This window comes from Shewanella sp. 8A, assembly GCF_023475945.1.
GTDB lineage: Bacteria > Pseudomonadota > Gammaproteobacteria > Enterobacterales > Shewanellaceae > Shewanella > Shewanella xiamenensis.
Map to the genome: position 1 here is coordinate 1 of NZ_JAMDJP010000050.1, position 24,105 is coordinate 24,105.

A 24,105-nucleotide genomic window follows, 5' to 3' on the forward strand; every position below is an offset into this window, starting at 1 on the left:
ACGCTTCGCAATTCGTGAAGGTGGCCGTACAGTAGGCGCTGGTGTTGTAGCTAAGATCATTGCGTAATAGCAATTGTGATTAGAAAAAAGGAAGCTTAGGCTTCCTTTTTTATTTTGGGCTGGTGTTATTCTGAAATTTGTGTAAAATGCTCGCCACTCTGACGTTGAATAGTTTTTGATGACTATTTACACAGCGGGCTTGAAATCTGATTTCAGATGAGTATAATGGCCCCCTCGTTAACCTAGGTTAACGAATTAAATGACAAGTATTTGAACTTATCATTATCATAGCGGCTCCGATTGGGAGTCGAACGGTTAAATCATCTCGCTCTGCTTTTCCAGTAAGGAAGAAGCTAGAGGGTGATTTTTTATGTGTCCATTTTAGGAGCTCTGGTCAATGCAGAACCAAAGAATCCGTATCCGCTTAAAAGGGTTTGATCATCGCTTAATTGATCAGTCTACAGCGGAAATCGTTGAAACTGCTAAGCGTACTGGCGCCCAAGTACGTGGTCCTATTCCACTACCTACGCGCAAAGAGCGTTATACCGTTTTGATCTCTCCGCACGTTAATAAAGATGCTCGTGACCAGTACGAATTACGTACTCACAAGCGCCTGGTTGACATCGTAGAGCCAACTGAAAAGACTGTAGACGCTCTAATGCGTTTAGATCTTGCGGCTGGTGTCGACGTACAGATTAGCTTGGGTTAATTGAGATCCTTAGAAGAGGTTTGAGAGATGGCTATCGGTCTTATTGGTCGTAAAGTTGGTATGACTCGCATCTTCACTGAAGATGGTGTTTCTATACCTGTTACAGTAATTGAAGTTGCTGGCAACCGTGTTACTCAAGTGAAAACTTTAGAAACTGACGGCTACCGCGCACTTCAAGTTACTACTGGTACCAAAAAAGCCAATCGCATCACTAAACCAGAAGCAGGTCACTTTGCTAAGAGCGGCGTAGAAGCCGGTCGTGGACTGTGGGAACTGCGTCTGGCAGACGGTGAAGGCGAAGGCATTGAAGTTGGTGCTGAGCTAAACGTAGGTATCTTCGCTGATGTAGCGAAAGTTGACGTTACTGGTCAATCAAAAGGTAAAGGCTTCCAAGGCGGTGTTAAGCGTTGGAACTTCCGTACTCAAGATATGACGCACGGTAACTCTTTGTCGCACCGTTCGAACGGTTCTATCGGTCAGAACCAAACGCCTGGTCGCGTATTTAAAGGCAAGAAAATGTCAGGCCATATGGGTGCCGAGCGTGTTACTACTCAAAATCTAGACGTTGTACGTGTAGATGTTGAACGTAACCTGCTACTGGTTAAAGGTGCTGTTCCGGGCGCAACTAATGGCGACCTGATCATCAAGCCTGCAGTTAAAGCTTAAGGTCTGAGGAGATAGTAATGGAATTGGTATTGAAAGACGCGCAAAGCGCTCTTGAAGTTTCCGAAACTACCTTCGGCCGTGACTTTAACGAGGCACTGGTTCATCAGGTAGTTGTAGCATACGCTGCAAACGCGCGTCAGGGCACTCGTGCTCAAAAGACTCGTGCGGAAGTAACTGGCTCTGGCAAAAAGCCATGGCGCCAAAAAGGCACTGGCCGCGCTCGTGCGGGTGGTGTTAAGGGCCCAATCTGGCGTGGCGGTGGCGTAACTTTCGCTGCTAAAACTCAAGATCACAGCCAAAAAGTTAACAAGAAGATGTACCGCGGCGCGCTGAAAAGCATTCTGTCTGAACTGGTACGTCAAGACCGTCTGGTTGTTGTTGAATCATTCAGCGTTGAAGCTCCTAAAACTAAAGAGCTGAAAGCTAAACTGAAAGCAATGAACTTAGAAGACGTGTTAATTGTGACTTCAGAAGTTGACGAGAATTTATTCTTAGCAGCTCGCAACCTGTACAAGGTTGACGTTCGTGACGTTGCAGGTCTAGACCCAGTAAGTCTGATCGCGTTCAACACAGTGCTTGTGACTGCTGATGCAGTTAAGCAAATCGAGGAGATGCTAGCATGATGATCCGCGAAGAACGTTTGCTAAAAGTAATTCTGGCACCTCACATCTCTGAAAAGAGCACTGTGAATGCTGAGAAGCACAACACTGTTGTTTTCCGCGTAGCTATCGATGCAACTAAAGCTGAAATTAAAGCTGCTGTTGCTAAGCTATTTGAAGTTGAAGTCGAATCAGTTCGCACTTTAGTGAGCAAAGGCAAAACTAAACGTACTGGTGGCCGTACTGGCCGTCGTAGCGATTGGAAAAAAGCCTACGTGACTTTAGCTGCTGGTGCTGACATCGATTTCGTCGGCGGCGCTGAGTAAGCAAAGGAGAATTATCATGGCAGTTATTAAGTGTAAGCCAACCTCTCCAGGTCGTCGCCACGTTGTTAAAGTGGTGAACTCTGACCTGCACAAGGGTAAACCTTTTGCTGGCCTGTTGGCGAAAAAATCTAAAAGTGGTGGCCGTAACAATACTGGCCGTATCACTGTTCGTCACGTTGGTGGCGGTCACAAGCAGCACTACCGTTTAATCGACTTTAAACGCGATAAAGATGGTATCCCTGCAAAAATTGAGCGTCTGGAATACGATCCAAACCGTACTGCGCACATCGCTCTAGTACTGTATGCGGATGGTGAGCGTCGTTACATCCTTGCTGCCAAAGGCATGCAAGCTGGCGACAAGATCCAGTCTGGTGTTGAAGCCGAAATCAAAACCGGTAACGCAATGCCACTGCGCAACATTCCAGTAGGTTCTGTTGTGCACGCTGTAGAAATGAAGCCTGGTAAAGGTGCTCAGATCGCGCGTTCAGCGGGTGCTTATGTACAAGTTGTTGCTCGTGATGGCGCATATGCCACTTTACGTCTTCGCTCTGGCGAAATGCGCAAAGTGCCAGTTGATTGCCGCGCAACATTTGGTGAAGTTGGTAATGCCGAACACATGCTACGCCAGTTAGGTAAAGCAGGTGCTAAGCGCTGGAGAGGCGTTCGCCCAACAGTTCGCGGTGTTGCAATGAACCCGGTAGACCATCCACACGGTGGTGGTGAAGGCCGTACTTCTGGTGGTCGTCACCCAGTGACTCCATGGGGTGTGCCAACTAAGGGTTATAAGACTCGTAGTAACAAGCGCACTGACAAGTACATCGTACGTCGTCGTAATAAATAGTAAGAGGATTCGCCATGCCACGTTCTCTCAAGAAAGGTCCCTTCATTGACCTGCACTTGCTGAAGAAGGTAGAGAAAGCGATGGAAGCAGGTGACAAGAAGCCTATTAAGACTTGGTCACGTCGCTCTATGATCATTCCAAATATGATTGGTTTGACCATCGCTGTCCATAATGGTCGTCAGCACGTTCCTGTGTTCGTAACTGACGAAATGATCGGCCACAAACTTGGTGAATTCTCACCAACTCGCACTTATCGCGGCCATGCTGCTGATAAGAAAGCGAAGAAGCGTTAATACGGGAGGAATAAGATGGAAGTTTTAGCTAAACATCGTTTTGCCCGTACGTCTGCGCAGAAGGCTCGTCTCGTTGCTGATCAAATTCGTGGTTTGCCTGTTGCTAAGGCCCTCGAAATTTTGACTTTCAGCCCAAAGAAAGCCGCCGTACTGGTTAAAAAAGTACTTGACTCAGCTATCGCAAACGCCGAACACAACGAAGGCGCGGATATTGATGAGCTAAAAGTAGGCGCCGTCTTCGTTGACGAGGGTCCAACTATGAAGCGTATCATGCCACGTGCTAAAGGCCGCGCTGATCGTATCATGAAGCGTACCAGCCACATCACTGTGGTTGTATCAGATCGCTAGGAGAGAGCAATGGGACAGAAAGTACATCCTAATGGTATCCGTCTGGGTATCACCAAGCCTTGGATCTCTACCTGGTACGCAGATAAGTCAGATTATGCAAATAACCTGAACAGCGACTGGGAAGTGCGTAAGTATCTTGCAGACAAACTGCAAGCTGCGTCAGTATCTAAGATTGTTATTGAACGCCCAGCGAAAAGCATCCGCGTTACTATTCACACTGCCCGTCCAGGTGTTGTGATTGGTAAGAAAGGTGAAGACGTTGAAGTATTGCGTGCTGCCGTTTCAAAACTGGCTGGCACTCCTGCTCAAATTAACATCGCTGAGATCCGTAAACCTGAGCTAGATGCCAAGTTAGTTGCTGACTCAATTGCACAGCAATTAGAGCGTCGTGTTATGTTCCGTCGCGCGATGAAGCGTGCGGTACAAAACGCAATGCGTATTGGTGCTCAAGGTATCAAAGTTGAAGTTAGTGGCCGTTTAGGCGGTGCTGAGATTGCGCGCTCTGAGTGGTATCGCGAAGGTCGTGTACCTTTGCACACACTGCGTGCTGATATCGACTATTCAACCTCTGAAAGTCACACTCAATATGGTGTGATTGGTATTAAAGTTTGGATCTTCAAAGGTGAAGTTCTGGACGGAATGCTGCCACAGATTGAAGAGCCGAAACAGCAGCAACCTAAGCGCAAGCCTCGTGGTAAATAGGAGAGCCGGCAATGCTGCAACCTAAACGTATGAAGTTTCGCAAGATGTTCAAAGGCCGCAACCGCGGTCTAGCGAACGGTACCGAAGTTAGCTTTGGTACTTTTGGTCTGAAAGCAGTCGGCCGTGGTCGTTTAACTGCTCGTCAGATCGAATCTGCACGTCGTGCCATGACACGTCACATTAAGCGTCAGGGACAAATTTGGATTCGAGTTTTCCCGGACAAACCTATTACCTCTAAGCCTCTTGAAGTGCGTATGGGTAAAGGTAAAGGTAACGTTGAATACTGGGTATGTCAGATTCAACCTGGTAAGGTTCTTTATGAGATGAATGGTGTTTCTGAAGTGATCGCTCGTGAAGCGTTTGCTTTAGCTGCCGCCAAGCTTCCAATCAAGACTACCTTCGTAACTAAGACGGTGATGTAATGAAAGCGAGCGAACTAAGAGAAAAGAGCGTTGAAGAACTGAACGCTGAACTACTTGGTCTGCTGCGTGAGCAGTTCAACCTGCGTATGCAACACGCCACTGGTCAGTTGACTCAGACTCATCAACTGAAATTGGTGCGCCGTAATATTGCGCGCGTTAAGACCATTATTACTTCTAAGGCGGGTGCATAATGTCTGATAAAATCCGTACTTTGCAAGGTCGTGTCACTAGCAACAAAATGGATAAAACCATTACTGTCGCTATCGAACGCCAAGTGAAACACCCAATCTATGGGAAATACATTAAGCGTACGACTAAGATCCATGCACATGACGAAGCTAATCAGTGCAATGAAGGTGACGTAGTCGCGATTCGCGAATGTCGTCCTTTGTCTAAGACTAAGTCTTGGACCCTGGTTGAAGTAGTATCAAAGGCCTAATAATATTAGGCATTTAGGTAAACGGCTCCAGTATTTGGGGCCGTTTGTTTTTTAATACTATACATTCCATATTTATGGTGTTATATTTGCGCCCCATTTTTGACTAAATTCAAAGCAAAAATGGTGTTTATAGTCCCATAGTGGGAATTGTGTAGTAACGATAGCGGAGCACTTAAAATGATCCAAATGCAATCGACTCTTGACGTCGCATGTAACAGCGGCGCACGCAGAGTTCAGTGTATTAAGGTCTTGGGTGGCTCTCATCGTCGTTATGCCGGTATCGGCGACATTATCAAAGTTTCTGTTAAAGAAGCAATTCCTCGCGCTAAAGCGAAGAAAGGTGATGTGTATAACGCGGTGGTAGTCCGTACTAAGAAAGGCGTACGTCGTCCAGACGGTTCTGTCATTCGCTTCGATCGGAATGCAGCTGTTCTTTTGAACAACAACCTGCAGCCGATTGGTACTCGTATCTTTGGACCAGTGACACGTGAATTGCGTAATGAGCAATTTATGAAAATTGTCTCGCTGGCACCAGAAGTACTGTAAGGAGCTTCAAAATGGCAGCTAAAATCCGTCGTCAAGACGAAGTAATCGTATTAGCGGGTAAAGACAAGGGCAAGCGTGCTAAAGTTGCTCAAGTATTACCTACTGGTAAGTTAATTGTTGAAGGCATCAATCTTGTCAAAAAACACCAAAAGCCAAACCCACAACTGGGTGTAGCCGGTGGTATTGTTGAGAAAGAAGCACCGATTCAAGCATCAAATGTTGCGATCTTTAACCCTGTCACTGGCAAGGCGGATCGTGTTGGTTTCCGATTTGAAGACGGCAAAAAAGTTCGTTTCTTTAAATCGAACAGTGAACTCGTTAAGTAACTGGAGTAAACGATGGCGAAACTGCATGATAAATATCAAGAGACTGTTGTCGCTGAACTGACTCAAAAGTTCGGTTATACCAGTGTCATGCAAGTCCCTCGGATTGAGAAAATCACCCTGAACATGGGTGTTGGCGAAGCCGTTGCAGACAAAAAAGTTATGGAACATGCTGTCCGTGACATGACTGCAATTGCTGGTCAAAAACCAGTAGTAACTGTTGCTCGTAAATCAGTTGCTGGTTTTAAAATCCGTGAAGGCTACCCTATTGGCTGTAAAGTGACCCTGCGCGGTGAGCGTATGTGGGAATTCTTAGAGCGTTTAGTTGACATCGCAATCCCACGTATCCGTGACTTCCGTGGTCTGAGCGCTAAAGCGTTCGATGGCCGTGGTAACTACGCGATGGGCGTGCGTGAGCAGATCATTTTCCCAGAGATCGATTACGATAAAATCGATAAAATTCGCGGTATGGATATTGTTATCACTACCTCTGCGAAGACTGATGAAGAAGGTCGTGCTTTGTTAGACGCTTTTAACTTCCCATTCAAGAAATAAGGGTAGCGTAATGGCAAAAACATCAATGAAAGCACGTGAAGCAAAGCGTGCACAGCTCGTAGCTAAGTTCGCTGAAAAGCGTGCTGCTCTGAAAGTGATTATTGCAAGTCCAGCTTCTTCTGATGAAGATCGTTGGGATGCAGTATTAAAGCTGCAAGCTCTACCACGTGATTCCAGCGCATCGCGTCAACGCAATCGTTGTAATCAAACTGGTCGCCCACATGGTTTCCTACGTAAGTTCGGTTTAAGCCGTATCAAATTACGTGAAGCAACCATGCGTGGTGAAGTTCCTGGCCTGCGTAAGGCTAGCTGGTAAGCACTTGTCACGGAGTAAGCTAATATGAGCATGCAAGATCCTATTGCGGATATGTTAACCCGTATTCGTAACGGCCAAGCTGCTAACAAAGTATCTGTGAAGATGCCTTCTGCTAAGCTGAAAGTCGCTATTGCGAAACTGCTTAAAGAAGAAGGTTACATCGCGGATTACGCCGTAGCAGATGAAGCCAAGCCTGAATTGGAAATTACCTTAAAGTACTTCCAAGGCCAACCAGTCGTTGAGACTATCCAGCGTGTAAGCCGTCCAGGTCTTCGTATTTACAAAGGTAAAAACGAACTTCCTAAAGTGATGGGCGGACTGGGTGTCGCAATTGTGTCCACTTCTAAAGGCCTGATGACTGATCGTGCCGCCCGCCTTGCAGGCATGGGTGGCGAGGTTATCTGCTACGTAGCATAAGGAGCTAGGAATGTCTCGTGTAGCAAAAGCACCAGTATCTATTCCAGCTGGCGTAGAGGTGACCTTAAACGAACAGACCCTGACCGTCAAAGGCGCGAAAGGAAGTCTGACTCGAGTGATCAACAATGCGGTCAATGTTGTTATTGAAGGTGGCGTGATTAAATTCCTTCCTGTTGAGGGCGCAGTTGGCGCTTGGGCACAGGCTGGTACAACACGTGCATTAGTAAACAACATGGTTGTTGGTGTATCTCAAGGTTTTGAGCGTAAATTAAAGTTAGTTGGCGTTGGTTACCGTGCGAAACTCGTCGGTGCTGACATTGACCTTACTTTAGGTTTCTCTCATCCGTTAGTACACAAACTGCCCGCAGGCGTTACTGCAGAGTGCCCTAGCCAAACTGACATCGTCCTACGTGGCGTTGATAAACAGTTAATTGGCCAAGTCGCTGCTGAGATTCGCGGATATCGTCCACCAGAGCCATACAAAGGCAAGGGTGTTCGCTATGACGACGAAGAAGTACGCCGTAAAGAGGCTAAGAAGAAGTAGGTAACGCGATATGGATAAGAAAACATCTCGCTTACGTCGCGCTATTCGCGCTCGTAAGAAGATCCAAGAGCTGGGCGTGAACCGTCTGGTTGTACATCGTACACCGCGTCACATTTATGCTCAGGTGATCAATCCTGAAGCTCAGGTGGTGGCAGCTGCTTCAACCGTGGAAAAAGCGGTTAAAGAGCAACTGAAGAGTACCGGTAACGTAGACGCGGCTAAGGCAGTAGGTAAATTTATTGCTGAGCGCGCGATCGAAAAAGGCGTAACAACAGTTGCGTTCGATCGTTCTGGTTTCAAGTATCACGGTCGTGTAGCTGCTCTAGCAGATGCTGCTCGTGAAGCTGGCCTCCAGTTCTAAGGGGTTATAAAAATGGCTAAATTAGAAGCTCAGCAAAAAGACGATCTGCAAGAGAAATTAATTGCAGTTAATCGTGTTTCTAAAGTAGTTAAGGGCGGTCGTATCTTTAGCTTCACAGCACTGACAGTAGTGGGTGATGGTAATGGTAAGGTCGGCTATGGCTATGGTAAAGCGCGCGAAGTTCCAGCAGCAATTCAAAAAGCTATGGAAAAAGCCCGTCGTAACATGGTGACCGTTGAGTTGAATGCAGGTACTCTGCATCACCCAGTTAAAGGTCGTCATACTGGTTCACGTGTATACATGCAACCAGCATCACAGGGTACCGGTATTATCGCCGGTGGCGCAATGCGTGCCGTATTGGAAGTTGCAGGCGTTCATAACGTTCTGTCTAAAGCATACGGTTCTACTAACCCGATCAACATCGTTCGCGCGACTGTAGATGCTCTGGTGCACATGAAGTCACCATCGCAAATCGCAGCTAAGCGTGGCCTGAATGTTGACGAAATTCGGGGGTAATGCACCATGGCAACTAAAACTGTAAAAGTTACTCAGACTAAAAGTGCTATCGGTCGTTTACCAAAGCACCGTGCAACCCTAACAGGTCTTGGTCTGCGTCGCATTGGTCACACTGTTGAATTAGAAGATACTCCTTCAGTTCGCGGTATGATCAACAAGGTCTACTACATGGTTAAGGTGGAGGATTAATAGATGCGTTTAAATACTCTATCTCCAGCTGCAGGCGCTAAGCATGCACCAAAGCGTGTAGGCCGTGGTATGGGTTCAGGTTTAGGTAAAACTGCGGGTCGTGGTCACAAAGGCCAAAAATCTCGTAGCGGTGGCGGTGTACGCCCAGGCTTCGAGGGTGGTCAAATGCCACTTAAGATCCGTTTACCTAAATTTGGTTTTACCTCGCGTCGCGCTATGGTAACAGCTGAAGTTCGTGTACTCGAACTGGCTAAAGTTAACGGTGATGTTATCGACTTAAACGCTCTGAAAGATGCGAACGTTATTACTCGCAACATCCAGTTTGCGAAAATCGTTCTTTCAGGTACCATTGAGCGCCCAGTGACTGTAAAAGGTCTGAAGGTAACCAAAGGTGCACGTGCAGCAATTGAAGCTGCTGGCGGTAAGATCGAGGAATAATACGTCGATGGCAAAACCAGGACTTGATTTAAAAAGCGCGAAAGGTGGACTTTCAGAGTTGAAGGCTCGCCTCCTGTTCGTGATTGGTGCGATTATCGTCTTTAGGGCCGGTTCGTTTGTACCAATTCCTGGTATTGACGCAGCTGTATTAGCAGAGCTGTTTGCTCAGCAAAAAGGGACCATCCTAGGCATGTTTAACATGTTCTCGGGTGGTGCTCTTTCCCGTGCTTCTATCTTTGCATTAGGTATCATGCCGTACATTTCGGCATCGATTATCATGCAGTTATTGACTGTTGTGCATCCTGCACTCGCTGAATTGAAAAAAGAAGGCGAGTCTGGACGTAAAAAAATCAGTCAGTACACTCGATGGGGTACGTTGGTGCTGGGTACATTCCAGTCGATCGGTATTGCAACAGGGTTACCAAACTTAGTCCCAGGCCTAGTGGTCAATATTGGATTCGGTTTCTACTTTGTAGCGGTTGTGAGCTTAGTAACAGGAACTATGTTCCTGATGTGGCTAGGTGAGCAAATTACCGAACGAGGTATAGGTAACGGTATCTCGATTTTAATTTTCGCAGGTATTGTTGCTGGATTACCTTCCGCTATCGGCCAAACGGCTGAGCAGGCGCGTCAAGGTGACCTGAATGTGTTAGTGTTGTTGTTGCTCGCGGTAATTATTTTTGCTGTGACTTATTTCGTGGTGTTTGTAGAGCGTGGTCAACGTCGTATCGTCGTTAACTATGCTAAGCGTCAGCAAGGCCGTAAGGTATTCGCTGCGCAATCTACTCACTTGCCACTGAAAATAAACATGGCGGGTGTAATTCCTCCAATTTTTGCGTCAAGCATCATTTTGTTCCCAGGCACACTGGCTCAGTGGTTTGGTCAAAATGAGTCTATGTCATGGTTAAGTGATTTTTCATTGGCCGTGTCACCTGGACAACCGCTTTACTCATTATTGTATGCAGCAGCGATTATCTTCTTCTGTTTCTTCTATACAGCGTTGGTATTTAATCCACGTGAAACAGCAGACAACCTGAAGAAGAGTGGTGCATTCATCCCTGGGATCCGTCCTGGAGAACAGACTTCGCGTTACATTGATAAAGTAATGACTCGCCTAACATTAGCTGGCGCGTTATACATTACCTTTATCTGTTTAATTCCGGAGTTCATGCTAATTGCGTGGAAAGTACAGTTCTATTTTGGCGGTACTTCACTACTAATTATGGTAGTCGTAATCATGGACTTCATGGCTCAGGTTCAGACCCATATGATGTCACATCAGTATGAGTCTGTGATGAAGAAAGCTAACCTAGTTAACAAAGCGAATTTAGATCGTTTTGGTCGCTAAGTAAGCTTTACGGAGTGATGAAATGAAAGTTCGAGCTTCCGTGAAGAAGATCTGCCGTAACTGCAAGATCGTCAAGCGTAGTGGCGTTGTGCGCGTTATCTGTGTTGAACCAAAACACAAACAGCGTCAAGGCTAAAAGTGAAATTGTTCAGCCCACTGTTGGGCTGAACAAATATTGTTTGCAAATCTGTCAACTGTCGAGTATCCTTTCGGGCTTTTCGCAGTTGGCCTTTAACTTAAGGAGTGCATAGTGGCCCGTATCGCTGGCATTAACATTCCTGATCAAAAGCATACAGTCATCGCATTGACTGCAATTTTCGGCATCGGCCGTACTCGCGCTAGAGCAATCTGCGCAGCTACGTCAATTGCTGAAACTGCTAAGATCAAGGAATTGAGCGAAGCTCAAATCGACACCCTACGCGAAGAAGTTGCCAAATACTTAGTAGAAGGTGACTTACGTCGTGAGATTTCTATGAACATCAAGCGTCTTATGGATCTTGGTTGTTATCGTGGTCTCCGCCATCGTCGTAGCCTGCCTCTTCGTGGGCAACGTACTAAGACCAATGCGCGTACGCGTAAAGGTCCACGTAAACCAATCAAGAAGTAACGGGAAGGTAGACAATGGCTAAAGTTCCGTCACGTTCTCCGCGTAAGCGCGTACGTAAACAGGTTGCAGATGGCATGGCTCATATCCATGCTTCTTTCAACAACACAATTGTCACCATTACAGATCGTCAAGGTAATGCGTTGTCATGGGCTACTTCAGGTGGTTCAGGTTTCCGTGGTTCACGTAAATCGACGCCATTTGCTGCACAGGTAGCTGCTGAGCGTGCAGGCGCTGCTGCTCAAGACTACGGTTTAAAAAACCTTGAAGTGTTTGTGAAGGGTCCAGGTCCAGGTCGTGAATCAGCCATTCGTGCGCTGAACGCTGTTGGTTACAAAATTACCAACATTACCGATGTGACGCCGATCCCTCATAATGGTTGTCGTCCTCCTAAAAAGCGTCGTGTATAACGCGTTTCATTAGGATAGTTGGAGAAAGATCATGGCAAGATACTTGGGTCCCAAGCTCAAGCTCAGCCGCCGAGAAGGTACTGACCTTTTCTTAAAAAGCGGTGTGAGAGCAATCGATTCTAAGTGTAAACTGGAATCTGCACCAGGACAGCATGGCGCTCGTAAGCCACGTCTGTCAGAGTACGGTTTACAGTTACGCGAAAAACAAAAAGTTCGTCGTATTTACGGTGTGTTAGAAAAGCAATTCCGTAACTACTATAAAGAGGCTGCACGTCTGAAAGGCAACACTGGTGAAAACCTGTTGCAACTTTTAGAAACTCGTTTAGATAACGTTGTTTATCGTATGGGTTTCGGTGCGACTCGTGCAGAATCACGTCAGCTAGTAAGCCATAAATCTGTTATGGTTAACGGTCGTGTTGTTAACATTCCGTCATTCAAAGTGTCTGCGAATGATGTTGTAAGCATCCGTGAAAAGTCACGCACTCAAGCTCGTATCAAAGCGGCTTTAGAAGTGGCTGGTCAACGCGAGAAGCCTACATGGGTTGAAGTCGACAGCGCGAAAATGGAAGGTGCTTTCAAGCGTATTCCAGAACGTAGCGATTTGTCTGCGGAAATTAACGAACAGCTGATCGTCGAGCTTTACTCTAAGTAAGGCTAACAAACAAGAGAGGACACAATGCAGGGTTCTGTTACAGAATTTCTTAAACCGCGTCTCGTTGATATCGAGCAGGTTAACTCAACACGTGCCAAGGTTACTTTGGAACCGCTTGAGCGTGGTTTCGGCCACACTTTAGGTAACGCGTTGCGTCGCATCCTATTGTCGTCTATGCCCGGCTGCGCGGTTACCGAAGTCGAGATTGACGGCGTACTGCACGAATACAGCAGTAAGGAAGGCGTACAAGAAGATATCCTTGAAATCTTGCTTAATCTGAAAGGATTAGCAGTGACTATCGAGGGTAAAGACGAGGCTATGCTTACATTAAGCAAGTCCGGCGCAGGCCCTGTCATCGCAGCAGATATCACGCATGATGGTGATGTCACTATCGTGAATCCTGATCATGTTATCTGTCATTTAACAGGTAACAATGATATCAGCATGCGTATTCGCGTTGAGCGTGGTCGTGGTTATGTGCCAGCATCTGCTCGTGCACAGACAGAAGACGATGATCGCCCAATCGGCCGCTTGCTGGTTGATGCTTCTTTCTCGCCAGTCGCACGTATTGCCTACAATGTAGAAGCAGCTCGTGTTGAACAGCGTACTGACTTGGATAAACTCGTTATCGATATGACCACTAATGGTACTATTGATCCTGAGGAAGCTATCCGTCGTTCTGCAACCATCTTAGCTGAACAGCTGGATGCGTTTGTTGAGCTGCGTGACGTGACTGAGCCAGAAATGAAGGAAGAGAAGCCGGAGTTCGATCCGATTCTGTTGCGTCCTGTCGACGATTTAGAGCTAACTGTACGTTCGGCTAACTGTTTGAAAGCCGAAGCGATTCATTACATCGGAGATCTGGTACAGCGTACTGAAGTTGAGCTGCTGAAAACCCCTAACTTAGGTAAGAAATCTCTTACTGAAATTAAGGACGTTTTAGCTTCTCGCGGACTGTCGTTAGGTATGCGTCTGGAAAACTGGCCTCCAGCTAGTTTAGCAGACGACCTATAAGTCTCAGGTTTGTACAGATTTAGGTTATAAGGATTAGGTCATGCGCCATCGTAAGAGTGGTCGTCAACTTAACCGCAACAGCAGCCACCGCCAAGCTATGTTCCGTAACATGGCAAGCTCACTGGTTCGTCATGAGATCATCAAGACAACCGTAGCTAAAGCGAAAGAACTGCGTCGCGTAGTTGAGCCTCTGATAACACTTGCTAAGAGTGACAGCGTTGCAAACCGTCGTTTAGCGTTTGCACGTACTCGCGACGCTGAAGTCGTAGGTAAGTTATTCACTGAATTGGGTCCACGTTACCAGGAACGTCCTGGTGGCTACACCCGTATCCTTAAGTGCGGTTTACGTGCTGGTGATAAAGCCCCAATGGCTTACATCGAGCTAGTAGGTCGTCCAGAAGCTGCTCAAGCTGTTGATGTTGAAGCTGCTGAGTAATTAAGGTTACAAATTTAAAAGCCGGGCTCTAAGCCCGGCTTTTTATTTCAGCTCGTTTTAACTTACTCGACCCAAGTCGTTTGTTTCTCGATTTCTTTAGGCAATGTTAAGTGCCATTTACTTAACCCTTTACGGCTAAACATAAATTGTCCTAGGTCATCTGTTACTGGGAATATGTTTTCCGGTTTCTCACCTGCGAGGATCCTTGAGGCCATTTTGGCTGCGATCTTGCCGTGTTGGTAACCATCGAGCACATAACCGCCGATATTGCCGTTGTTGTACACGCTAAATCCCCAAAAACCAAAATTGGGTACTGGTGTGTTAGCTGAAACCCATCTTAATAATTCTTCAGCATCAACCGACTGATCTTTGTCATCCCTCACTGCATGATAAAGTGCAACGACTATCGCACTAAAGCCATTGTCTTTAGCTGCAATGACTTGCTCTTGCCATTCACCAAGTTTATTTAGTTGTAATATTTCAACTTCCACATCGCTCAACATGCTCAGTTGTTGCTTACTGATATATTCCGCTGCAAGTCTAGACGTATCACTTTGATCGAAGAGAACTAAGATTTTTCGGTGCTTTGATATTGGTAATATTCGTTGCAGTAATAGCAGAGAGCGTCTGAGTAGAGGTCTTTCAAGCACACCCGTAAAACGCTTATATTCATTTAAGTGATATTCTCTTGGGTTCATATTAATGCCAAGGTATACCACTGGAATTTGACTTGAGTTTAACCGTTGGTGTAGATAATTAACGGCATTATCATCTGCTAGGATCACTAACTGTGGTTTTTGTTGTTGAATAAATTGCCATGCCAGTTCTGCCCGTTTTGCATGAAGATTTTTAGGTAGCCGTTTAGTGTCCATTTCAAAGTGATTTACCTCATTGAGAGGTGTTAATGTATCGAGTATGGCTTGATAATACTGCTTATCCCACGTGTAACCTTGGTGGTAGCTCTCGATGACAACCACCTTGGCCGCATATGCCATTGGTATGAAACATGCCAGCATTAAGGTAAAAATCTGTCGCCATCTTTTAATTAATAACTTAATTAAATTCATGGAGAGATACCTAGTGGAATATAGCTTTGAGTATAGTCCAACCTCGAGTATCCGGCGGGCAATAAAAAAGCCTCATAATGAGGCTTTAAATATTCTTTCGGCAATGTGCTTACGTTATTGTGCTGTCGCTTTCTGCTGGCTGTAATCTAGCTTCTCATGTTTTTGCCCCATTGCTTCTGCAACTTCTGGAGGCATGTAGTTTTCATCATGTTTTGCTAAGACTTCAGTTGCGGCCAACTTACCATCTTCCCCTAATACACCTTGGGCGACGATGCCTTGTCCTTCGCGGAATAGATCCGGTAATAGATCGTCATAGGTCACTAGAATTTCGCCACCTAAGGAATCGTGTACTGCAAATTGCACATGTAGGCTGTTTGGATCACGTACCATAGAGCCTACCGTTACCATGCCACCTACACGAATACGTTGGCCCGCTTCGGGTTTAACGCCTGTATCGGTTTTACCGTTTACGATTTCTGACGGTGTATAGAATAAGTTTAAGTTGGAGTTCAACGCATACAGCAGCAGTGAAGCAATCGCGGCTACGCCACCGATTAGTGCTATAGCTAACGTCAGTCTCTTTTTGCGTCTTGGGTTCACGATTTGTTACTCCTAGTTTCTTTGAGGCGCTCTTCGCGGTTCATCTTTTTCGCTATTTCAATCAAAACCTTACGCTTTTGGCGTGCGCTAGTGATGATCAGCGTCGATACACAGAAGAAGGTCACACCATAGGCAAGCCATACATAAAAGGCATAGCCACCCATGTTGAAAAAATCACTGATAGAATCGAATTGCATTATTTGACCTCCTCAGCTTTAGCAAGTTCACGTACCCAAGGGCGCATGCCGTTTCTTGCTAAGATTTCTGCTCTAAATCTCACAATAGTGATAGCGCCTATCATAAGCCCGAAACCTAAAATATTGATTAAAAGTGGGTATAACATGTCACTCGACATGGTCGATTTAGAGGTAATTTTGATGGTTGATGGTTGATGCAATGAGCTCCACCATTCAACTGAATATTTAATAATGGGGATATTAATTACCCCTACGATTGCCAAGATCCCTGCTGCACGTGCAGCCAGCACTTTGTCTTCAAAAGAAGCGTAGAGGGAAATCACACCTAAGTAGAGGAATAGTAGTACTAATTCAGAGGTCAGACGCGCATCCCATACCCACCAAGTGCCCCACATAGGTTTGCCCCAAGCGGCACCAGTAAAGAGTGCTATAAAGGTGATGACAGCTCCTATAGGAGCAATAGACGCAGCTGCCCAGTCTGCTAATTTGACCTGCCAGACAAGACCAATAAATGCCGCTGTCGCCATACCCATGTAGGCCGCCATTGACATTGATGCAGCTGGTACATGGATAAAGATAATACGGTAGCTATCTCCTTGCTGGTAATCTGTCGGGGCAAACAATAAACCCCATACGGTGCCAACTGTAAGGAAAAGGCAGGCTAAGGTGGCAAACCATGGAAATAATGTTCCTGATAACTTATATGCGCGTTCAGGATCCGCGTAAGGGTGTAACCATTTCCACATTTTAGTTAGTACTCACTCGCAGAGATGCACCGATTGCAAAAGGTGCTAAGGTTAACGAACCGATCAACATGGCGCCAATTATAGCGAGCTGACCGTCATAGGGTAAATTCATTCCTGCCGCATCAATGGCGCTGGTCGCGAAAATGAGCACTGGAATATAAAGTGGCAGAATCAAAAGGCTTAATAGTACGCCGCCTTTACGTAGACCAACGGTTAATGCCACGCCAATAGCACCTAAGAGTGACAACACTGGGGTGCCTAAAGCCAGTGTGGCAATCAATGCACCATAACTATTAGCATCTAAGTTCAGTAGCACGGCCAGCAGTGGGGCAATAATAATCAATGGAACACCCGTAAGTATCCAGTGGGCTAACACTTTGGCTAAGACTAAAACAGACAAAGGTTGTGGGCTAAGTAGCATCTGTTCTAAGCTGCCGTCACTAAAGTCAGCTTTAAATAGACGCTCCAGCGACAACATGGATGCTAACAATGCCGCAACCCAAATAATCCCTGGGGCAATACGGGCTAGCATTTGTGGTTCTGGGCCAATGCCGAGTGGAAATAGGGTTACAACCATAATGAAGAATAATAGGGGATTAAAAATATCACCACGGTGTCGAATGGCAATCTTTAGATCCCGCTGAAGTAACGTTAAAAACGCTTGAGTAAAGCTGATGCCTCTTTTCATTATGCCAAACCTTATACGAAGCGATAATCTAGACGAATTTTACGAAGCCTATCATCTTTGATAATGCCCATATCTTGGTGAGTGGTCAGGATCACACAGCCACCATTATCCGCATGTTGAATAAATAACTGTTCAAGCTCTTCGACGCCTTTTTTATCGATTGCGGTAAAAGGTTCATCTAGGATCCACACCTTACAATCATTGTGCCAAAGCCTTGCCAATGCTGTTCGGCGATGTTGGCCCGCGGACAAATGCCCAGCAAGCGCTTCCTCAAAACCTGATAGATTTACTTTAGCTAATATGGCAGACGTATCAAAATCATCATAGCCACTGATTCTTAAATTGAAGTTAAGGTTTTCCTCAGCGGTTAATTCGGATTTCACTCCCGCAAGATGGCCTAAATACAGTAGATCTTCGTTATATTCGTCACGACAGCGGTTGATATCTTCATTTATATAGAAGGTTTGCCCCGCATAGGGACGAGATAGACCTGCTAATATGCGTAATAAACTGGTTTTGCCGGCACCATTAGGGCCTTCAATCTGGACGATATCGCCAGCATTAATCTCAAAACTTAATTCATCAAATAGAATGCGTTCTTCACGGATGCATGTCAGCTTGCTCGCTGATAACAGTGTGTTTACTGAAGTTATATTTGTCACTGAACCCTCTATCTCAAGCCGGAAGGAAACACAAGTGATTCTAACACAAACGATATTGCGGGTTTACACTTGCTTGGGACTAGATGTCAGCAATTTGATGTGGTTCCAATAACCGCAATATTTCTCGTACAAATCGAACTTTTTTAATAGTTGCTAATATATTAACGAATTTGTCACGTTTGTCGCCTTATATCATTTGTGCTGAGATTCTAATCACAAAAAGATGAGATTTATTGAAGTTTGTAGTAATCTTAGTCCGCTATAATGAGTCTGCCTCAAAGGGCAGCGCGAGCTTTGTACGTATTTGCATTAGGAACATTGAACATGAAAAAACTGTTAGCAATGACTGCAGTCGCTGCTTTGACTATGTCAGTCAACGTTTCAGCTCAAGATGCTGAAGCTATTTTCAACAAGGCATGTACCGTGTGCCATAGCATGGGTGTTGCTGGTGCTCCAAAAGCGCACAATGCAGCGGAGTGGGAACCACGTTTAGCTAAAGGTGTTGATAATCTAGTTAAAAGTGTAAAAACAGGTTTAAACGCAATGCCACCAGGTGGTATGTGTACTGATTGTACTGATGATGATTACAAAGCAGCTATCGAGTTTATGTCTAAAGCTAAGTAATTTTTTGCAGTGTTAAAAAAACCGGCATTAGCCGGTTTTTTTATGTCTGCGCTAAGCTGAAACTTAGTGCTAGGTGCGGATAACTTATTGCACTTGGGTATCCAGTACTAAGTTTGCCGTTTCACCCACATTAACTTTGCTGATTTTTCCTTGAATATCACCCGCCTGAGGTTTGATATTGCCATGCTTGGATAAGACGGCAATAACTTCAACGCTAGCAGTTTGGCTTAATTTTACATCGCCCCCCATGCCTGTGCTGTCGTCTAGTGTCACTGTAACAGGCAATGATTTTGCACTAACTTTGGTTGCTGCTAGCGGTACTTTAGGACCTTCAGTTGCACGTGCAAAGACAAAGATAGTGTCTTCTGGGCTCGCTTTAGCTGCAAGTTCAGGTGAAATTGAAATTTCAATACTTACTGATTTGCTTGTGACTTTTGCCTGCTTGTGTACATCATCGTTAGGCATACCTGTCGTTTCGGCTTGCATACGTAAGTTAGCTGTTTCGATGGCATTCATCAGTGCGGCGCGATCCACATCTGTGCGGTCACTATTAAGAATAGTCTGCCATGAATCAATGGCTTTTTGGTACTTAGCAGTAAAGAAAGCATCCATACCAACTAACAACAGTGTTGATGGATCCTGTGGATCTAATGCTAGCGATTCGTCTATTAAGGCTTGAATTTCTGGTGTCATTTGCTGACCGGCTTTGTAGTACAACGCCGTGGCCTTTGGTCCGATTAACTCGGCATGTTTGCCCACTAAATCCATCACTTTGTCGAAGGCCGCGACTGCTTTATCAAATTGGTTAGCCGAAATATATGCATGACCTAGACTAAACCAAGCCTGACTATTTTCTGGCTCGGCTTGCACTTGGGCTTCCATCATTTGTACGCGCTGCCCCATGATTTGCGCAGTATCCATACCAGCATGTGGGTTAGCCGCTTGGGTATTGCCAATATTTTCAAAGGCCCCTAATTGCTGATAAAGGTAACCTGAGATCGCAATCAAGCATACCGACATGACTGATGGCCAAAGGATACTTTTAGGTTTGATTTGATTGACAAGGGAATCATCGCTCGCTTGTTTGATGTCTTGGAGTAAACTGATTTCGAGTTCTTTCTTAAGCGCATCAAATTCTGCTTGGTCGAGCAGTTCTTCATTAAGTTCTTTCTCAAGGGTGGAAAGACGTTCATTGAACAATTCGAGGTTCGTTTGTTTGCGAACACCAGCTTCCTCAGTACGCAATAACTTTTGCTGTCTGAAATGTGGGATCCAGATCAGTGTTAAGCTGACCAACACAACAAGCGCAATAAAAATCCAAAATGTCGTCATTGTTTCTATATTCACTTTAGTTTGCATAAAAGCGGTTGTTACCGCTGGCTTGGAAGCAAGATTATACGTAAAGATTATTCATTGAACAGTAATATAAGACCTTCACAACTGTGAAAGCTGAGAGTTGGGCACTGGTTCACAAATTGTTCCATCTGGTAAATTTTATATGAAACTTAAGGCTCATTTATCTGTCACATGCAAAACTGTAGGCCTGCGGTGGCTCCATTTGGGCAAAAATCGAGAATGAGACAAGTCACCCAGTTTTGTATGAAAGAGGCAGACAGGAACAATAGCAAATACTAAAATGAACCAAATTTCGTGCATTTGTGTGAACAGCATGTTGTGCGTTGGTTTGGAATTTTTCTAAATCAACATATTATTAGAGACTGAGGAAAACCCATGATCCCAGAACTTGGACACTTTTCGCTGATTATAGGAGTGGCATTCGCCTTCTTGTTAACCAGCGTTCCCCTTATAGGTGTTGCCCGTAAAGACCAATACCTAGTGAGGTATGCTTGGCCGTTAGCCTACGGAATGTTCTTTTTTATTGCTTTATCCGTAGTATCGCTTGGTTATAGCTTCGCCGTTGATGATTTCTCCGTGGCCTACGTGGCACATCACTCTAATTCTCAGTTACCTATTTTCTTTAAGATTGCGGCCGTATGGGGCGGTCATGAAGGGTCTCTGTTGTTCTGGGTGTTTGCGTTATCGACTTGGGCCGCTTCTGTCGCATTATTCAGTAAAGGCTTGGAAGAAGTGTTTACTGCAAGGGTGCTGGCTGTATTGGCGCTGATTGTGATTGGTTTTAGCTTATTTATGCTGCTCACTTCTAGCCCATTTGAACGTTTATTTCCAATGCCAGCTGAAGGTCGCGACTTGAACCCAATGTTGCAGGATGTTGGCTTAATCTTCCATCCGCCAATGTTGTATTTAGGTTATGTGGGTTTCTCTGTAAGCTTTGCGTTTGCAATTGCTGCATTGATGAGTGGCCATCTTGACTCGGCTTGGGCTCGTTGGTCTCGTCCTTGGACCTTGGCCGCTTGGATTTTCCTCACTGGTGGTATTGCATTAGGTTCTTGGTGGGCATACTACGAATTAGGCTGGGGCGGCTGGTGGTTCTGGGATCCAGTAGAAAATGCCTCCTTTATGCCTTGGTTAGTGGGTACGGCATTAGTGCATTCGCTGATTGTGACCGAAAAACGTGGTGCGTTCCGTAACTGGACAGTATTGCTGTCAATCTTTGCATTTTCGTTAAGTTTACTGGGTACCTTTATCGTGCGTTCCGGCGTACTGACATCGGTTCACTCATTCGCAGCCGATCCAAGCCGCGGTATGTTTATTCTGTTATTACTTGGCTTAGCTATCGGTGGTTCGCTCACGTTGTTTGCCTTCCGCGCAAGTGAAATGAGCAGCCCAGCACGCTTCGAATTGAAATCAAAAGAAACCATGCTGTTAGTCTGTAACGTGTTGCTGACTGTCGCTGCTGGTACAGTCCTGTTAGGGACGTTATATCCACTGCTGATCGATGCTTTAGGTATGGGCAAGATCTCTGTTGGACCTCCATATTTTAATGCTGTGTTTGTACCGATCGTGCTCGTGCTGTTTGCATTTATGGGCGTGGGTCCGATCATCCGTTGGAAGAAATCAAAAGCGGGTGAGTTAAAACGTCAATTGCTGGTGCCTGCATTAGTATCAGCCGCGATTGGTATCGTGACGCCATTTATTGTCGATGGTGCTTTTAACGTGTGGGTTGCTTTGGGTATCGCCGCTGCTGCTTGGATTGTGTTGGCAACCGCAAGAGCCGCTTACAATATCGTGAAGCCTAAAGATGGTGAATTAAGCGTGGCACGTATGGGCCGTAGTGAGCTGGGTATGATCTTAGCTCACTTAGGTATTGCTGTGTCGGTTATCGGTGCCACTATGGTATCTAACTACTCGGTTGAGAAAAGTGTGCGTATGGGGCCTGGCATAAGCCAAGAGCTTGCGGGTTATACCTTTAAATATCTTGAGACTAAGAACGTCGTTGGTCCTAACTACACCGCACAACAAGGTCAAATTGAGATCTACAAAGGCGATAAGCTGCTGACGTTACTCAAGCCTGATCGTCGCCAATACAATGTGCGTACTATGGACATGACCGAAGCCGGTATCGATTGGGGTCTGTTCCGTGACTTATATGTCACCATGGGCGATCCAATCAGCAGCACTGAATTTGCTGTGCGTTTGAACTACAAGCCTTTTGTTCGTTGGTTATGGTTTGGAGCAATATTCATGATGGTCGGTGGTTTCTTTGCCGCATCGGATAAACGCTATCGCTCAAAAGTGGCTGCTACCGTTAAGCCGCAAACTGAAAAAGCGAAATTAGCTACCGCTCAATAATTGGGGAATGTATGAAGAAGTTGGTTCTGTTTATCCCATTAGTCATTTTTCTTGGCATGGGGGTATTTTTATACAAAGGATTGTTTTTAAATCCGCAGAAACTGGATTCAGCTCTGGAAGGAAAGCCTATTCCGGCTTTCCAACTGGAACGTCTCGAAACACCAAACGAGATGATTACCAATGAGCAACTGAAAGGAAAAGTGTCATTACTTAACGTTTGGGCTACTTGGTGCCCCTCTTGTAAGTATGAACACCCTTTCTTAGTCATGCTGAAACGTCAGAATATTCTGCCTATCTATGGGATTAACTATCGTGACGAACGTATCCCCGCGCTGGAAGAATTAAAACGCCAGGGTGATCCTTACAATATTAATATTTTTGATAAGGATGGACGCTTAGGCTTAGATCTTGGCGTTTACGGTGCACCAGAAAGCTTTATTGTTGATCATAATGGCATTATTCGTTATCGCTACGCAGGGCCTATTGACCAGCGTGTATGGAGTGAAACTCTCTATCCTATGATTCAACAACTCCAAGCTGAAGCGGCGAAGGATGGTGCAGCGTGAGAATTTTGACAAAAATCATTGGTGGCCTGGTGTTAATGCTGAGTATGGTGACAACCGTAATGGCCACACCTGTAGATACTTACGAATTTAAATCACCCGAAAACCAAAAACGAGGTTTGTCATTAGCGCATGAGTTGCGTTGCCCGCAATGTCAGAACCAAAACTTGATCGATTCCAACTCGCCCGTTGCACGAGATCTGCGCCTTGAAGTGTATAAAATGGTTGATGAAGGCAAAGGTGACGATGAAATCATCGAGTTTATGACCAGCCGTTATGGTGAGTTTGTACTCTACAAACCGAAAATGGAAACTAAAACCTATATTCTTTGGTTAGGTCCAGTGGGTTTGTTATTGCTCGGTCTTATCATTGGTTTCATCTTTATCCGCAAGCAACGTATCGGTGGCACGACCGAGCCTGAGATCAGTGCCGAAGATCAAAAAGCGCTTGATGCTTTATTAAAGCGTGATAATAAATGAAGTCATTTGCTTTAGCTGCAATCCTAGCGAGTCTGTCTGTTGCCTTTGCTGGTGGTGCCCATGCGTACCCCGGCATGCAGCAGGCAAATAAACCGATTGAGTCGACAGTCGATCTGATTAACGTTCTTCCACAGACTTATCCTATCGAAGTTGTTGCTTTTAGTGATGCGAATGGAAAGCCTATCGACTTTAGTCAATACAAAGGCAAAGTTGTGATGGTCAACATGTGGGCGACCTGGTGCCCACCCTGCGTAAGGGAGTTGCCCGCAATTGAGCGTTTGGCGACAAAGTTTAAAGCGGATCAGTTTGCGTTATTGCCTATCTCTATCGATGCTGGTGGTAAGCAACAAGTGCAGCCTTTTCTCACATCATTAGGAATGGCAAACTTTAATTCCTATTACGATCCTACGCAAAACTTAGGGCAGGTGTTCCCACTGGATACCATTCCTGCAACCTTTATTCTCGATCAAAATGGCCAATTGATCGCGTTTGTGCGCTCCTTTGTCGATTGGGATGACGCAAAAGCCGTATCGCTAATCCAAAGTTTTATCGATAAAGGCGCTAAAAAGCTGAATTAAACAGCATATAGAGCGTAAATAGAGCACCGTTGTAGAAAAGATCGCCATGCGATCTTTTTTCTTTTAAAAAGCGCTTGCACAAAAAGTTTCGCTGCCTATAATGCGCATCCACTGACACGGCAGACAGCGAAAGCGAGCGCGGTTTCAGTGCGAATCGAATGCAAAATGTGCAGTTG

42 protein-coding genes are annotated in these 24,105 nt (G+C 45.5%); 34 read left to right on the forward strand and 8 right to left on the reverse strand.

What is annotated here, in order from left to right:
• From M0413_RS21570 to rplQ, 29 genes are all read left to right on the forward strand, one after another.
• Positions 1-67, forward strand: a 67-nt coding sequence (locus M0413_RS21570; protein ID WP_199734358.1) for an EF-Tu C-terminal domain-related protein, incomplete at its 5' end; no start/stop codon positions are given.
• Between the two features lie 330 nt (positions 68-397).
• Positions 398-709: a 30S ribosomal protein S10 gene (gene rpsJ / locus M0413_RS21575; RefSeq protein WP_011070616.1), complete on the forward strand. Its 312-nt coding sequence runs from the start codon at positions 398-400 to the stop codon at positions 707-709.
• Positions 710-736: 27 nt separating this feature from the next.
• A complete protein-coding gene (rplC, locus tag M0413_RS21580) occupies positions 737-1,375 on the forward strand; it encodes a 50S ribosomal protein L3 (RefSeq protein ID WP_011070617.1) in 639 nt (212 codons plus the stop codon).
• 17 nt (positions 1,376-1,392) lie between these two features.
• The gene (gene rplD / locus M0413_RS21585; protein WP_011070618.1) at positions 1,393-1,998 is read left to right on the forward strand and encodes a 50S ribosomal protein L4; all 606 of its coding nucleotides are present in this window, start codon (positions 1,393-1,395) and stop codon (positions 1,996-1,998) included.
• Positions 1,998-2,300: a 50S ribosomal protein L23 gene (gene rplW, locus M0413_RS21590; RefSeq protein WP_037421480.1), complete on the forward strand. Its 303-nt coding sequence runs from the start codon at positions 1,998-2,000 to the stop codon at positions 2,298-2,300. The genes rplD and rplW overlap by 1 nt, the downstream gene beginning before the upstream one ends.
• Before the next feature lie 16 nt (positions 2,301-2,316).
• The gene (gene rplB / locus M0413_RS21595; RefSeq protein WP_011621028.1) at positions 2,317-3,141 is read left to right on the forward strand and encodes a 50S ribosomal protein L2; all 825 of its coding nucleotides are present in this window, start codon (positions 2,317-2,319) and stop codon (positions 3,139-3,141) included.
• A 14-nt stretch (positions 3,142-3,155) separates the two neighbouring features.
• The gene (gene rpsS, locus M0413_RS21600; RefSeq protein WP_006083596.1) at positions 3,156-3,434 is read left to right on the forward strand and encodes a 30S ribosomal protein S19; all 279 of its coding nucleotides are present in this window, start codon (positions 3,156-3,158) and stop codon (positions 3,432-3,434) included.
• A 15-nt stretch (positions 3,435-3,449) separates the two neighbouring features.
• Complete coding sequence (gene rplV / locus M0413_RS21605; protein WP_006083595.1) at positions 3,450-3,782, forward strand: 50S ribosomal protein L22; 333 nt, start codon at positions 3,450-3,452, stop codon at positions 3,780-3,782.
• Positions 3,783-3,791: 9 nt separating this feature from the next.
• Complete coding sequence (rpsC, locus tag M0413_RS21610; protein ID WP_011070621.1) at positions 3,792-4,484, forward strand: 30S ribosomal protein S3; 693 nt, start codon at positions 3,792-3,794, stop codon at positions 4,482-4,484.
• Between the two features lie 11 nt (positions 4,485-4,495).
• Complete coding sequence (gene rplP / locus M0413_RS21615; RefSeq protein ID WP_006083593.1) at positions 4,496-4,906, forward strand: 50S ribosomal protein L16; 411 nt, start codon at positions 4,496-4,498, stop codon at positions 4,904-4,906.
• The gene (gene rpmC, locus M0413_RS21620; protein ID WP_007644429.1) at positions 4,906-5,097 is read left to right on the forward strand and encodes a 50S ribosomal protein L29; all 192 of its coding nucleotides are present in this window, start codon (positions 4,906-4,908) and stop codon (positions 5,095-5,097) included. Before rplP ends, rpmC begins: the two co-directional genes overlap by 1 nt.
• The gene (gene rpsQ, locus M0413_RS21625) at positions 5,097-5,345 is read left to right on the forward strand and encodes a 30S ribosomal protein S17 (protein ID WP_011070622.1); all 249 of its coding nucleotides are present in this window, start codon (positions 5,097-5,099) and stop codon (positions 5,343-5,345) included. Before rpmC ends, rpsQ begins: the two co-directional genes overlap by 1 nt.
• A 177-nt stretch (positions 5,346-5,522) precedes the next feature.
• The gene (rplN, locus tag M0413_RS21630) at positions 5,523-5,891 is read left to right on the forward strand and encodes a 50S ribosomal protein L14 (protein ID WP_006083590.1); all 369 of its coding nucleotides are present in this window, start codon (positions 5,523-5,525) and stop codon (positions 5,889-5,891) included.
• Between the two features lie 11 nt (positions 5,892-5,902).
• On the forward strand, positions 5,903-6,217 hold the full coding sequence (gene rplX, locus M0413_RS21635; RefSeq protein WP_011070623.1) for a 50S ribosomal protein L24: 315 nt from the start codon (positions 5,903-5,905) through the stop codon (positions 6,215-6,217).
• Positions 6,218-6,229: 12 nt separating this feature from the next.
• A complete protein-coding gene (rplE, locus tag M0413_RS21640; protein ID WP_011070624.1) occupies positions 6,230-6,769 on the forward strand; it encodes a 50S ribosomal protein L5 in 540 nt (179 codons plus the stop codon).
• Between the two features lie 10 nt (positions 6,770-6,779).
• Positions 6,780-7,085 carry a 30S ribosomal protein S14 gene (rpsN, locus tag M0413_RS21645; RefSeq protein ID WP_011070625.1) on the forward strand — a complete coding sequence of 102 codons (306 nt, stop codon included), beginning with the start codon at positions 6,780-6,782 and terminating at the stop codon, positions 7,083-7,085.
• Between the two features lie 24 nt (positions 7,086-7,109).
• A complete protein-coding gene (gene rpsH, locus M0413_RS21650) occupies positions 7,110-7,502 on the forward strand; it encodes a 30S ribosomal protein S8 (protein ID WP_007644434.1) in 393 nt (130 codons plus the stop codon).
• A 10-nt stretch (positions 7,503-7,512) separates the two neighbouring features.
• Positions 7,513-8,046, forward strand: coding sequence for a 50S ribosomal protein L6 (rplF, locus tag M0413_RS21655; RefSeq protein ID WP_037421473.1), 534 nt, complete (start codon positions 7,513-7,515; stop codon positions 8,044-8,046).
• 10 nt (positions 8,047-8,056) lie between these two features.
• Positions 8,057-8,407, forward strand: coding sequence for a 50S ribosomal protein L18 (rplR, locus tag M0413_RS21660; RefSeq protein WP_011715467.1), 351 nt, complete (start codon positions 8,057-8,059; stop codon positions 8,405-8,407).
• A gap of 12 nt (positions 8,408-8,419) precedes the next feature.
• A complete protein-coding gene (rpsE, locus tag M0413_RS21665) occupies positions 8,420-8,923 on the forward strand; it encodes a 30S ribosomal protein S5 (RefSeq protein WP_007644438.1) in 504 nt (167 codons plus the stop codon).
• 6 nt (positions 8,924-8,929) lie between these two features.
• On the forward strand, positions 8,930-9,112 hold the full coding sequence (rpmD, locus tag M0413_RS21670) for a 50S ribosomal protein L30 (protein WP_007644440.1): 183 nt from the start codon (positions 8,930-8,932) through the stop codon (positions 9,110-9,112).
• Between the two features lie 3 nt (positions 9,113-9,115).
• On the forward strand, positions 9,116-9,550 hold the full coding sequence (gene rplO / locus M0413_RS21675) for a 50S ribosomal protein L15 (RefSeq protein WP_011070628.1): 435 nt from the start codon (positions 9,116-9,118) through the stop codon (positions 9,548-9,550).
• A 7-nt stretch (positions 9,551-9,557) separates the two neighbouring features.
• Positions 9,558-10,898 carry a preprotein translocase subunit SecY gene (gene secY, locus M0413_RS21680; RefSeq protein WP_011621032.1) on the forward strand — a complete coding sequence of 447 codons (1,341 nt, stop codon included), beginning with the start codon at positions 9,558-9,560 and terminating at the stop codon, positions 10,896-10,898.
• A gap of 22 nt (positions 10,899-10,920) precedes the next feature.
• Positions 10,921-11,034 carry a 50S ribosomal protein L36 gene (gene rpmJ, locus M0413_RS21685; protein ID WP_006083579.1) on the forward strand — a complete coding sequence of 38 codons (114 nt, stop codon included), beginning with the start codon at positions 10,921-10,923 and terminating at the stop codon, positions 11,032-11,034.
• Positions 11,035-11,148: 114 nt separating this feature from the next.
• Complete coding sequence (gene rpsM / locus M0413_RS21690) at positions 11,149-11,505, forward strand: 30S ribosomal protein S13 (protein ID WP_011070630.1); 357 nt, start codon at positions 11,149-11,151, stop codon at positions 11,503-11,505.
• A 14-nt stretch (positions 11,506-11,519) separates the two neighbouring features.
• Complete coding sequence (rpsK, locus tag M0413_RS21695; RefSeq protein WP_006083577.1) at positions 11,520-11,912, forward strand: 30S ribosomal protein S11; 393 nt, start codon at positions 11,520-11,522, stop codon at positions 11,910-11,912.
• Positions 11,913-11,943: 31 nt separating this feature from the next.
• Positions 11,944-12,564 (forward strand): 30S ribosomal protein S4, encoded by a 621-nt coding sequence (gene rpsD, locus M0413_RS21700; protein ID WP_037421477.1) that lies wholly within the window; start codon positions 11,944-11,946, stop codon positions 12,562-12,564.
• A gap of 24 nt (positions 12,565-12,588) precedes the next feature.
• Positions 12,589-13,578 carry a DNA-directed RNA polymerase subunit alpha gene (locus tag M0413_RS21705; RefSeq protein ID WP_011070632.1) on the forward strand — a complete coding sequence of 330 codons (990 nt, stop codon included), beginning with the start codon at positions 12,589-12,591 and terminating at the stop codon, positions 13,576-13,578.
• Between the two features lie 40 nt (positions 13,579-13,618).
• Positions 13,619-14,014: a 50S ribosomal protein L17 gene (gene rplQ, locus M0413_RS21710; RefSeq protein WP_007644470.1), complete on the forward strand. Its 396-nt coding sequence runs from the start codon at positions 13,619-13,621 to the stop codon at positions 14,012-14,014.
• 62 nt (positions 14,015-14,076) lie between these two features.
• Here the strand turns inward: rplQ and M0413_RS21715 are convergent, their stop codons facing one another.
• The 6 genes from M0413_RS21715 to ccmA all read right to left on the reverse strand — a co-directional run bounded on the left by M0413_RS21715 (position 14,077) and on the right by ccmA (position 17,974).
• Positions 14,077-15,009 carry an ABC transporter substrate-binding protein gene (locus M0413_RS21715; protein ID WP_249555597.1) on the reverse strand — a complete coding sequence of 311 codons (933 nt, stop codon included), beginning with the start codon at positions 15,007-15,009 and terminating at the stop codon, positions 14,077-14,079.
• A gap of 186 nt (positions 15,010-15,195) precedes the next feature.
• Positions 15,196-15,681, reverse strand: a complete 486-nt coding sequence (gene ccmE / locus M0413_RS21720) for a cytochrome c maturation protein CcmE (protein WP_037422767.1) — start codon at positions 15,679-15,681, stop codon at positions 15,196-15,198.
• The gene (ccmD, locus tag M0413_RS21725; protein ID WP_037422771.1) at positions 15,678-15,878 is read right to left on the reverse strand and encodes a heme exporter protein CcmD; all 201 of its coding nucleotides are present in this window, start codon (positions 15,876-15,878) and stop codon (positions 15,678-15,680) included. The genes ccmE and ccmD overlap by 4 nt, the downstream gene beginning before the upstream one ends.
• Complete coding sequence (locus tag M0413_RS21730; RefSeq protein WP_037422774.1) at positions 15,878-16,624, reverse strand: heme ABC transporter permease; 747 nt, start codon at positions 16,622-16,624, stop codon at positions 15,878-15,880. Before M0413_RS21730 ends, ccmD begins: the two co-directional genes overlap by 1 nt.
• Position 16,625: 1 nt before the next feature.
• The gene (ccmB, locus tag M0413_RS21735) at positions 16,626-17,312 is read right to left on the reverse strand and encodes a heme exporter protein CcmB (protein WP_037422777.1); all 687 of its coding nucleotides are present in this window, start codon (positions 17,310-17,312) and stop codon (positions 16,626-16,628) included.
• Positions 17,313-17,323: 11 nt separating this feature from the next.
• The gene (gene ccmA / locus M0413_RS21740; RefSeq protein WP_037422780.1) at positions 17,324-17,974 is read right to left on the reverse strand and encodes a cytochrome c biogenesis heme-transporting ATPase CcmA; all 651 of its coding nucleotides are present in this window, start codon (positions 17,972-17,974) and stop codon (positions 17,324-17,326) included.
• A gap of 324 nt (positions 17,975-18,298) precedes the next feature.
• Here ccmA and scyA point away from each other — a divergent pair, with 324 nt between their 5' ends.
• Entirely contained in the window at positions 18,299-18,598 is a 300-nt protein-coding gene (gene scyA, locus M0413_RS21745; RefSeq protein WP_037422782.1) for a monoheme cytochrome c5 ScyA, read from the forward strand.
• Between the two features lie 84 nt (positions 18,599-18,682).
• Here scyA and ccmI read toward each other — a convergent pair whose 3' ends face one another.
• A complete protein-coding gene (gene ccmI / locus M0413_RS21750; protein WP_037429823.1) occupies positions 18,683-19,930 on the reverse strand; it encodes a c-type cytochrome biogenesis protein CcmI in 1,248 nt (415 codons plus the stop codon).
• 399 nt (positions 19,931-20,329) lie between these two features.
• Between ccmI and M0413_RS21755 the strand changes: the two genes are divergently transcribed.
• Genes M0413_RS21755 through M0413_RS21770 form a run of 4 tightly spaced genes read left to right on the forward strand, consistent with a single transcriptional unit; the run spans position 20,330 to position 23,929 of the window.
• Positions 20,330-22,309, forward strand: coding sequence for a heme lyase CcmF/NrfE family subunit (locus M0413_RS21755; RefSeq protein ID WP_047534139.1), 1,980 nt, complete (start codon positions 20,330-20,332; stop codon positions 22,307-22,309).
• Between the two features lie 11 nt (positions 22,310-22,320).
• Positions 22,321-22,875 carry a DsbE family thiol:disulfide interchange protein gene (locus M0413_RS21760; protein ID WP_037422791.1) on the forward strand — a complete coding sequence of 185 codons (555 nt, stop codon included), beginning with the start codon at positions 22,321-22,323 and terminating at the stop codon, positions 22,873-22,875.
• Positions 22,872-23,351: a heme lyase NrfEFG subunit NrfF gene (gene nrfF, locus M0413_RS21765; RefSeq protein ID WP_037422794.1), complete on the forward strand. Its 480-nt coding sequence runs from the start codon at positions 22,872-22,874 to the stop codon at positions 23,349-23,351. The genes M0413_RS21760 and nrfF overlap by 4 nt, the downstream gene beginning before the upstream one ends.
• Positions 23,348-23,929, forward strand: coding sequence for a TlpA disulfide reductase family protein (locus M0413_RS21770; RefSeq protein ID WP_037429821.1), 582 nt, complete (start codon positions 23,348-23,350; stop codon positions 23,927-23,929). Before nrfF ends, M0413_RS21770 begins: the two co-directional genes overlap by 4 nt.
• On the opposite strand, the gene M0413_RS21775 is transcribed toward M0413_RS21770, so the two are convergent.
• On the reverse strand, positions 23,913-24,105 hold a 193-nt coding region (locus M0413_RS21775; protein WP_249555599.1), incomplete at its 5' end, for a hypothetical protein. The two genes, M0413_RS21770 and M0413_RS21775, sit on opposite strands and share 17 nt — an antisense overlap.